This window comes from Flavobacterium sp. (assembly GCF_028712645.1).
In the GTDB taxonomy this organism is placed as follows: domain Bacteria; phylum Bacteroidota; class Bacteroidia; order Flavobacteriales; family Flavobacteriaceae; genus Flavobacterium.
Map to the genome: position 1 here is coordinate 20148 of NZ_JAQTPQ010000013.1, position 9061 is coordinate 29208.

6 protein-coding genes are annotated in these 9061 nt (G+C 33.6%); 3 read left to right on the top strand and 3 right to left on the bottom strand.

The annotated features are described in order from the left end of the window. Nucleotides 1-2 precede the first annotated feature (2 nt). From bglX to PHC28_RS01955, 3 genes are all read left to right on the top strand, one after another. A complete protein-coding gene (bglX, locus tag PHC28_RS01945) occupies nucleotides 3-2249 on the top strand; it encodes a beta-glucosidase BglX (RefSeq protein WP_300096244.1) in 2247 nt (748 codons plus the stop codon). A gap of 127 nt (nucleotides 2250-2376) precedes the next feature. After that, nucleotides 2377-4476, top strand: a complete 2100-nt coding sequence (locus PHC28_RS01950; protein ID WP_300096247.1) for a glycoside hydrolase family 97 protein — start codon at nucleotides 2377-2379, stop codon at nucleotides 4474-4476. Between the two features lie 260 nt (nucleotides 4477-4736). Beyond that, complete coding sequence (locus PHC28_RS01955) at nucleotides 4737-6113, top strand: M28 family peptidase (RefSeq protein WP_300096249.1); 1377 nt, start codon at nucleotides 4737-4739, stop codon at nucleotides 6111-6113. Nucleotides 6114-6173: 60 nt separating this feature from the next. Here the strand turns inward: PHC28_RS01955 and PHC28_RS01960 are convergent, their stop codons facing one another. Genes PHC28_RS01960 through PHC28_RS01970 form a run of 3 tightly spaced genes read right to left on the bottom strand, consistent with a single transcriptional unit; the run spans nucleotide 6174 to nucleotide 8691 of the window. After that, on the bottom strand, nucleotides 6174-7151 hold the full coding sequence (locus tag PHC28_RS01960; protein ID WP_300096252.1) for an MlaD family protein: 978 nt from the start codon (nucleotides 7149-7151) through the stop codon (nucleotides 6174-6176). Between the two features lie 8 nt (nucleotides 7152-7159). Continuing rightward, the gene (locus PHC28_RS01965; RefSeq protein WP_300096256.1) at nucleotides 7160-7906 is read right to left on the bottom strand and encodes an ABC transporter ATP-binding protein; all 747 of its coding nucleotides are present in this window, start codon (nucleotides 7904-7906) and stop codon (nucleotides 7160-7162) included. A gap of 2 nt (nucleotides 7907-7908) precedes the next feature. Beyond that, the gene (locus PHC28_RS01970; protein ID WP_300096260.1) at nucleotides 7909-8691 is read right to left on the bottom strand and encodes an ABC transporter permease; all 783 of its coding nucleotides are present in this window, start codon (nucleotides 8689-8691) and stop codon (nucleotides 7909-7911) included. Nucleotides 8692-9061 lie beyond the last annotated feature (370 nt).

Consider the following 9061-nt stretch of genomic DNA (forward strand, 5'->3'; position numbering starts at 1 on the left):
AAATGAGAAGTAAACTAATTATACTGCTTTTAGGGGTTACTTTTTTTGGATTTAGCCAAAAGAAAGGTGCTGTTAAAACCATTAAAATTAAACCAAAAGCAGAGTTTGTGGCTGATTTAATGTCAAAAATGACAATCGAAGAAAAAATTTACCAGACGGTTCAATTTACTTCAGATGGAACGGTTACGGGGCCAAAATCGGGTGATAATTTTATTACACGAATTCAGCAAGGGAAAGTAGGCTCCATTCTTAACTCCACTGGAGCCAAAGAAACTAGAGAAATTCAACGGATTAATTTAGAAAGTTCTAGATTAAAAATTCCTTTGTTATTTGGACATGATGTAATTCACGGTTACAAAACTATTTTTCCAATTAATCTAGGAATGGCTTCCTCTTGGGATCCCAAAGTGGTAGAATTAGCAGCTCGAATTGCCGCAACTGAAGCTGCATCGGCAGGTGTTCATTGGACATTTGCTCCTATGGTAGATGTTGCACGTGATGCAAGATGGGGCAGAGTTTCTGAAGGTTCTGGTGAAGATAGTTTTCTAGGAACACAAATGGCAATTGCCAATGTAAAAGGTTTTCAAGGAGATGATTTGTCAAAAAATAATACCATTTTAGCTTGTACCAAGCATTTTGCTGCTTATGGAGCTGCCGAAGCAGGAAGAGATTACAACACAGTCGATATGTCAGAAAGAGTTTTGCGTGATACTTATTTGCCCGCTTTCAAAGCTACTGTAGATGCGGGTGTTAAGACTTTTATGACTTCTTTTAACGAAATCTCAGGTGTTCCATCAACAGGAAATAAATTTTTGATTCGCAATGTCTTGAAAGGAGAATGGAATTTTAACGGAATGGTCGTAACAGATTATACCAGTATTAATGAAATGGTGGCTCACGGCTTTGCCACTGACGATAAAAATGCAGGAGAATTAGCTATGAATGCAGGAGTTGATATGGATATGGTTGGCGGAGTATATATGAACTATTTGAAGCAATCTTATGACGAAGGCAAAGTAACTTTAGCTCAAATCGATGATGCTTGTAAGCGAATTTTGGATGTAAAATACGATTTAGGATTATTCGAAGATCCTTATCGATATTCCGATGAAAAACGGGAAAAAGCTACTGTTTATAAGCCAGAGTTTTTAGATGCCAGTTTAGAAATTGCCAAAAAATCATTGGTTTTATTAAAAAATAACAACAAGGTTTTACCATTAAATGAGAATCAAAAAATTGCTTTTGTTGGTCCATTAGTTAGTGATGAATTTAATATTATTGGCTCTTGGGCTGCACTTGGAGACCGAACTGGTTTAGCAACAAGTGTAAAAGAAGGCGTAACCAATTATTTGAAAAATGTTTCCAATGTTACATTCGATCAAGGTGTCGAAATTCAAAGTACCAAAAGAGATTTAATGCAAAAAGCTTTGAAAAATGCCAAAAATGCAGATGTTATTGTAGCCGTTATGGGAGAAAAAGAAAATATGACTGGAGAGGCAGCTTCTCAAACGAATATTGATTTGCCAGGGTTGCAAAAAGAGTTTCTAGTTGAATTGAAAAAATTGGGCAAACCAATTGTTTTAGTATTACTCAACGGAAGACCATTGACACTTACTTGGGAAAACGAAAATATGGATGCTATTCTTGAAGCTTGGTGGCCTGGAACTCGTGGTGGCGATGCCATTGCACAAACACTTTTTGGAGCAAACAATCCAAATGGAAAATTGCCAATGTCATTCCCGAGAAATGTGGGGCAATTGCCAATATATTATAATCATAAAAACACTGGAAGACCTTATTTAGGATTAACTGATTCGGAACAAAAGTACAAATCTCGATATACCGATGTGGACAATAGTCCATTGTATCCTTTCGGATTTGGATTGAGTTACACGACTTTCGAATATTCTAACTTTAAGATTTCGTCCCATAAAATCAAGTTTAACGAGGAGTTAAAAGTGAGTGTCGATGTGAAAAACACAGGAAATTATGATGGTCAAGAAGTAGTTCAACTCTACATTCGAGACTTGGTAGGTTCTGTTACCAGACCAGTTAAGGAACTGAAAGGTTTCGAAAAAGTAAATTTGAAACAAGGAGAGACCAAAACAGTTTCTTTCGAAATTTCATCAGAGGATTTAAAATTTTATAACCTTGAGATGAAAAATGTAGCCGAAGCTGGAAGTTTTGAAGTTTTCGTAGGCGAAAATTCAAATACAGATAGAAAAGAATATTTTGAATTAGTTAAATAAATCGGGTTAGTTTATTTAGTAATTGCCCTTCGGTTTTTAATTGAAGGGCTTTTTTTAAAATGTATTTGTAAAAGCTACCTTAAACGCTTAAGTTTTTTTATATTTATCCATTCAAAAATACTATACAATGAAAAATATTCTTTCTCTTTCTCTAATTTTTTTAATGAATATGGTTTATTCACAAAACATTCAATCTCCTTCTAGTAAAATTTCTGTAAATTTTAAATTAACAGACAATGGACAACCTTCTTATTCTGTTAATTACAACAACAAACCAGTAATTTTAGAAAGCACACTAGGAATAAAGCTAAAAGACAAACTAGCCTTAAATGCTAATTTTGAAATAGAAAACACCAAAACAGCTACTTTCAACGAAAGTTGGAAACCCGTTTTAGGCGAACAATCCGATATTGTCAATCATTACAATGAGCTTACTGTTTCGCTAATTCAAAAAGAAACTCACGTTAAAATGAATATCATTTTCAGAGTTTTTGATGAAGGAGTTGCCTTTAGATATGATTTTCCAAAGCAAAAAGATTTGAATTATTTCATTATTTCCGATGAGGTTTCTCAGTTTAATTTAACTGGTGACCATAAAACATTTTGGTTGCCAGGCGACTATGACAGCCAAGAATATCCTTATACTGAAAGTAAATTTTCAGAGATTGACAACTCTAAACTCGATTTGAATAACGGAATTGCATTGAAAACAATTAAGGAAAAATACCGTGTTCAATCGCCTTTAATGATGAAATCGGCTGATGGAATTTACATCAATATTTTTGAAGCTGCCGTTGTAAATTATCCTGTAATGCACTTAAATGTAATTCCTAATGAGTTTAAACTATCGTCAAATTTAGTTCCAAACGCTATTGGAGACAAAGCTTATTTGCAAGCACCTTGTGTTTCTCCTTGGAGAACTATTATGGTCAGTGATGACGCTCGTGATATTGTGGGTTCTAAGATGATTTTAAATCTGAATGATCCTTGTAAAATTGACGATACTTCCTATATTAAACCAATGAAATTTGTTGGTATTTGGTGGGAAATGCACGTAGGTATATCAACTTGGGATTATGCTGGTTCTCAAAATGCCCAAAATGTATCGACTCAAGATTTAATTCCTTCAGGGAAACACGGTGCCACAACTGAAAATACCAAAAAATATATTGATTTCGCTGCCAAAAATGGGTTTGATGGAGTTTTGGTAGAAGGTTGGAACACAGGTTGGGAAGATTGGTTTGGTAATTGGAAAGAAGATGTTTTCGACTTCACAACTCCATATCCAGATTTTAACATAGCAACGATTTCGGCTTATGCCAAATCCAAAAATGTAAAAATGATAATGCACAACGAAACTTCCGCTTCGGTTGCCAATTATGAAAGACATTTGGATAGAGCATTCAACTTGATGAAGAAATATGATTATCCCGCAGTAAAAACTGGTTATGTAGGCAGAATCATTCCACGTGGCGAATTTCACGACGGACAAACGATGGTCAATCATTTTAATTTTGTTGCCCGACGTGCCGCTAATTATCAAATTATGGTCGATTCTCACGAAAGTTCTCGTCCAACGGGTTATAGCAGAACTTATCCGAATTATATAGCTGCCGAAGCTGCTCGTGGTAATGAATTCAATGCTTGGAGTGTTGGAAATCCTCCAATGCACGAAACCATTTTGCCTTTCACAAGACTTCTTGGAGGTCCAATGGATTATACACCTGGAATTTTTGAAATAAAAATGAGTTACTACGATAAATCGAAAACGGAACAAGTTCATACAACTTTGGCCAAACAATTGGCTTTATATGTAACGATGTATTCGCCTTTGCAAATGGCTGCCGATTTACCTGAAAATTATGAAAAATATCCCGATGCTTTCCAGTTTATCAAAGATGTGGCGGTAGATTGGCAAGATTCTAAATATCTTGAAGCCGAACCTGGAGATTATTTAACGGTGGTTCGAAAAGCTAAAAATTCAGAGAAATGGTTTCTGGGTGCTATCACCGATGAAAATGCTCGAAAATCTGAAATTAAATTGGATTTCCTGACTAAAGGTCAAAAATACAAAGCCATTATTTATGAAGATGCCAAAGATGCCGATTGGAAAAACAATCCTATAGCTTACAAAATAAGTACGATAGAAGTTACTTCTAAATCAAAAATAAAATTTAATTTAGCTCCTGGAGGAGGAACAGCAATAAGCTTCGAACCTATAAATTAAAGTGTTTTTATTGTGATTGATTTGAATTATAAAATAAAATCCTAATATTTAAAGACCTATGAGGTTTTAAAACCTCATAGGTTTGTTTATAATTCAAACATTAAAACAAATTGTAAAATGAAAATCTTCAAGAAAACGGTTTAATAGATAGGAAAGATTAGATACCTATTATTTTCAGATTGAAGTCTTCAATACTAATGGAATTGGTTCCCGAACCGAAATAAAAAAATCAGAATAAAACGAATTTAAACGATTGATGAATGAAAAAAACAACCCTTTTTACTGCTTTATTTTTAACAGGATTTGCTCTTTTTGCTCAAAAAAATGACGAGCAAATCATCAAGGAAATCTACAAATCGTCTTTAACCAATTCTAAATGCTATTCTTGGTTGGATTATCTTTCTAATTCCATTGGGTCTCGATTATCAGGCTCTGCCAATGCTGAAAAAGCAGTTCAATATACCAAATCCCAACTAGAGACTTTGGGTTTTGACCGAGTATATCTTCAAGAAGTGATGGTGCCAAAATGGGTTCGTGGCGAAAAAGAAACCGCTTATATTTTAGACAATAAAACGAAAACAAACATTCCCGTTTGTGCACTTGGAGGTTCTGTTGCTACACCCAAAAACGGAATTACTGCCGAAGTTGTTGAAGTGAATGGGATTAAAGAATTAGAGACTTTGGGCGACAAGATAAAAGGCAAAATCGTGTTTTATAATAGACCAATGGAACCCGAAAATATCGAAACATTCAAATCCTACGGGAGTTGTGTAGATCAAAGATATGATGGAGCAAAAGAAGCATCAAAATATGGGGCAGTAGCAACAATTGTGCGTTCTATGAATTTGCGATTAGATGATTTTCCGCATACAGGTGTTCAAAGTTATGGTGATATTCCAAAATCACAATACATTCCTACTGCAGCAATAAGCACAAATGCAGCTGAATTATTGAGTAAAACATTGAAAGCAAACCCTAATTTAAAATTCTATTTAAAGCAATCTTGCCAAATAATGGAAGACGTTTTATCTTATAATGTAATTGGCGAAATAAAAGGGAGTGAACATCCAGAAAATATTATGGTTGTAGGCGGACACCTTGATTCTTGGGATCTTGCTGATGGTTCTCACGATGATGGAGCAGGAGTGGTACAAAGTATGGAAGTGGCGAATATCTTTAAAAACATTGGTTTCAAGCCAAAAAACACACTTCGCATAGTGCTTTTTATGAATGAAGAAAATGGAGGAAAAGGTGGAAGTAAATACGAAGAATTAGCTCAAGCCAATAAAGAAAATCACATTTTTGCATTGGAAAGCGATTCAGGAGGATTTTCTCCAAGAGGATTTTCGATAGAAAGTGATGATGCCAATTTTGCTAAAATCCTTTCTTGGAAAGATTTATTTGAACCTTACTTAATTCATAGTTTTACAAAAGGACATAGTGGTTCTGATATTGAACCATTAACTTTAAAACCACTTGTAAAAGCAGGTTTAAAACCGGATTCACAACGCTATTTTGATTATCATCACGCAGCAAACGACAAGTTTGACGCCATCAATAAAAGAGAACTGGAATTAGGAGCTGCAACAATGGCTTCTCTAATGTATTTAATAGATCAAAACGGAATTGTTAAATAAAAAAGTTAGAGTTCTCCCTCAATTGCAGGTCAAATTAAACTTGTATAACTAAAATTTACACTACTCATTAGTTTTTTTTGCTTTTTCCTTTTCTTGTTTTCTAAAATATCCTCGGAAAAAGAAATTATGCTTTAAAGCTTCAAGGTTTTCGTTTAATCGGAAACTTGCTGAATTGATATTAGTCATTGTGGAGTCGATTTTTTGGACTAATTTTTTATCATTCGAAAGATAGTTAATGGCTCCTTTACCTTCTTTAATATTGAGAATAGTAGCGTTCAGATTGGTAACTACTTTGTTGATTTCGTTAGTTGATTTGTCTAAATTTGTCACCACATTTTTTATGTTATTAGCAACAGCCGTATCTCTAATGACTCCTAATACGTTATCTTTATTATTCAACGAAACTATAATTTTGTCTAATTTGCCCATTGATTCAGAAGCACTTTTGCTTGTTAATTTCAAATATAACATAGTTTCTTTTAAATCTTTGGCAATTAATGTGTCATTGAGAAGTGTACCAAAAGTGCCATTTCCCTTTATCATTTTATCAGTAATTTTTATCAAATTCGAAGTTAGTGTTGCCGCATTTTCATTAGTAATGTTTAACGTGCTTAAAAGATCTTCGGTTCTAATGCTATTATAGGAACGAATTTGGTCACCAGGTTCTACTGTAGCTTTGTTTCCTAATCCAGGTATAATATTGATAATTTTATTACCAACCAATCCGTCAGATCCAATAGTAGCAATTGCATCTTTTTTTATATACTTAAAAATAGATTGGTCAATCGTCATATCAACTCGAATGGTTGTATCGTTAATCATAAGAATTCCTCTTACGTTTCCAACATTTATCCCAGAATATCGTACGTTATTACCCAATTGTAAACCATTTGTGTTATTGAAAACAGCTTCCAGATGATAGGTTCTACCAAACATTTTTTGCTTGTTGCCAATAAAATAAATAGCAATAATAAAAATCGATAATCCCAGGATTACAAATAAACCTAAACTTATTTTTTGTGAAGTTGTTTTTTCCATATTTCTATTTATTTAAAGAATGCTTGTATTTTAGGGTCTTTAGAAGCATTTAAATCGTCAAAAGTACCTTCAGAATAATTGACTCCATCTACCAATAAAATCATCCGATTCGAAATGGCTCTCGCACAATCTACATCGTGAGTTATTATGATGGATGAGGTATTGTATTTTATTTGAATATTTTTCATTAACAACAAAATTTCTTTGGCAGTTATAGGATCTAATCCTGTGGTAGGTTCGTCATAAAGAATAATTTTAGGTTGGAGTATTAAGGTTCTTGCAAGCGCAATTCTACGTTTCATTCCTCCAGAAAGTTCTTCGGGCATTAAATTGATAGTTTGGGCTAAACCTACATTGTTAAGGGCTTCAAGCACAAGAGGTGTTGTGTCTTTTATCACTCCAAATTTCTTAGTGTGACGTCGTAACGGAAACTCTAAATTTTCACGAACTGTCATAGAATCATAAAGGGCACTTCCTTGGAAAAGAAATCCAATTTCTGTTCGTAATTCATCCAATTCTTCGTGTTCTAGCGTAGAAATATCTTTATCCATTACTGAAATAGTGCCACTATCTGGTTTTTCCAAACCAATCAAACATTTTATCATTACTGATTTTCCGGAACCTGATTTTCCCATTATAACGAGATTTTCACCTTCCTCTAATTGCATATTAAAACCATTTAAAACATGATTGTTTCCATAACTTTTTTTCAAGTTTTTAATTTCAATGATGGTATTATTTTGATTCGAATTCATAATTATAAATCATAAAATATATCGGTTACAAAAACAGCAATAAAATCGATTATAAACAGCAACATTGAGGTGTAAACGACTGCAGAATTTGCTGCAACTCCTACGCCTACAGTCCCTTTTTTACAATAATATCCTTTAAAACAGCCTACTAAACCTATTGCAAACCCAAAAAAGAAAGACTTAATGGTTGCAGGTATTATATCTCCAAATTCCAAGGCTTCAAAAACTTGATTAAAATACAATATAAAGGATACATTTCCCTTGGTGTTTTCGACTAAATAGGAGCCAAATAAAGCTATTGCATCTCCAAAAAATACTAATAGTGGTAGCATTATAGTAGTAGCTAATATTCGTGTTACTACTAAATATTTATAGGGATTTGTACCTGAAACTTCCATAGCATCAATTTGTTCGGTTACTCGCATAGAACCTAATTCAGCTCCAATTCCTGAACCAATTCTACCAGCACAAATCAAGGCAGTAATAATGGGACCAATTTCTCTAATGATAGAAATGCTAACCATCGAAGGCATCCAAGAAATCGCCCCAAATTCTTGTAAAGTTGGTCTAGATTGTAAAGTAAAAACCAATCCGATTATAAATCCAGTAACTGCTACTAATAGGAAGGAACGGTTTCCCATATTGTAGCATTGCCTAATAAATTCTTTACGTTCAAATGGGCGTTTGAACACTTCTTTGAAAAAATGTCCAGCAAAATCTGCAATTTCGCCAATATCGAGAAGGAAGGATTTGACGGAATTAATTATTTTTGAAATAGTTTCCATTTATGAAAGCTGTTTTGTAAAAAAACGTACTCTCAAATATACGAATAATCTACTGGTTTTCAGTAATTTTTTAATAGTTTATTTGTTTATTGATTTGTTTTTGCTAAGGCTAATGATTTACGCTTACTTGCAGCTTTTAAAACAAAAAAAATCTGCAGATTAGCAGATTTTTTTTTTGGATTTAATTTAACTTTATTTGGTTTTAGGAGTATCTTTTTCACTCTTTGTTTCCATCATTTCCATCAATTTCATTCCTAGAAGTCCACTAATTCCTCCATCAGAACCTGAATTTCCAGAAATTAGAACATCAGGAATTACCTTGATTTTTCCTTTACCAATTTCTTCGGTGATTTTATATTTCGTGAAGTTA

Coding starts and splice junctions, on each gene's coding strand:
- PHC28_RS01970 (WP_300096260.1), bottom strand. CDS start 8,691: ATGGAAACTATTTCAAAAATAATTAATTCCGTCAAATCCTTCCTTCTC.
- bglX (WP_300096244.1), top strand. CDS start 3: ATGAGAAGTAAACTAATTATACTGCTTTTAGGGGTTACTTTTTTTGGA.
- PHC28_RS01950 (WP_300096247.1), top strand. CDS start 2,377: ATGAAAAATATTCTTTCTCTTTCTCTAATTTTTTTAATGAATATGGTT.
- PHC28_RS01960 (WP_300096252.1), bottom strand. CDS start 7,151: ATGGAAAAAACAACTTCACAAAAAATAAGTTTAGGTTTATTTGTAATC.
- PHC28_RS01955 (WP_300096249.1), top strand. CDS start 4,737: ATGAAAAAAACAACCCTTTTTACTGCTTTATTTTTAACAGGATTTGCT.
- PHC28_RS01965 (WP_300096256.1), bottom strand. CDS start 7,906: ATGAATTCGAATCAAAATAATACCATCATTGAAATTAAAAACTTGAAA.